Annotated in this window: 1 protein-coding gene; it reads left to right on the top strand. The window is 53.1% G+C overall.

The window, feature by feature from the left end; all coding sequences use genetic code 11:
* The coding region (locus PAT3040_RS22195) for an RICIN domain-containing protein (protein ID WP_146200515.1) at window positions 1-1,142 on the top strand (1,142 nt) is incomplete at both ends.

The following is a 1,142-nucleotide window of genomic DNA, read 5'->3' as shown; positions in this document are numbered from 1 at the left end:
AAACAGGCCTATACAGCAGACTCCAGCGCCACCTTGTACGCCGTATGGAAGCCGATCGTTCCTGCGACAGTGGAGGACGGCTATTATTTCATCACCAACAACACTAATGCAACTAATATTAGCATAGCCGATTCGAACAACGGCACGCAGTTCACAACCGCCGCGAAGGGAACGGTCAGCTCCAAGGAGCAAATATTCCTATTCCAGCGGCAGAGCGACGGATCTTACAAGATAACCAATTCCCTCACTGAAAAGGTCATGGAGAACAAGGACGGCATCCATGTTCTGGCTAATCCGGTAGCCCAGAACGAAAGCAACGATACTGCGGCGCAGCGTTGGTGGATCGTCCAGAACGGGACAAAATATAACCTAATCAATGCTGGTAGCGGTATATTCCTGGATATCAGCTCCAGTTCGGTCGCGCCGGGGGCCAATATCTTGATGTGGTTCAACTCCGGAAGCGCGAACGGTCTCAACTTCGCCTTGAATCCGGCGGGATTGTCCATACGCTACGACGCACACGGCGGAACGGGCGCGCCTGCGCCTCAGATGAAGGTTAGCGGCGTCAGCTTGAATCTGTCAGGGGAGATCCCGACCCGCGCGGGCTATTACTTTGACGGGTGGGATACCAGCAGCGCGGGAACGACTAGAGTCTACCAGCCGAAACAAGTCTATACGGCGGACTCCAGCGCCACCTTATACGCCGTATGGAAGTCGATCGTTCCTGCGACAGTGGAGGACGGCTATTATTTCATCACCAACAACACCAATGCAACTAATATTAGCATAGCCGATTCGAACAACGGCACTCAGTTTACAACCGCCGCGAAGGGAACGGTCAGCTCCAAGGAGCAAATATTCCTGTTCCAGCGGCAGAGCGACGGATCTTATAAGATAACCAATTCGCTCACCGGAAAGGTCATGGAGAATAAGAACGGCGTCAATGTTCTGAGCAATCCGGTTGCCCAGAACGAAAGCAACGATACCGAGGCGCAGCGTTGGTGGATCGTCGAGAACGGTTCGAAATACAACCTGATCAATGTGGGAAGCGGTATATTCCTGGATATCAGCTCAAGTTCGGTCGCGCCGGGGGCCAATATCTTGATGTGGTTCAACTCCGGAAGCGCGAACGGTCTCAACTT

Source organism: Paenibacillus agaridevorans (assembly GCF_003112455.1).
Taxonomy (GTDB): Bacteria; Bacillota; Bacilli; order Paenibacillales; family Paenibacillaceae; genus Pristimantibacillus; species Pristimantibacillus agaridevorans.
The sequence above is the reverse complement of the archived record's forward strand: the minus strand, read 5'-3'. Positions and strand labels throughout refer to the sequence as shown.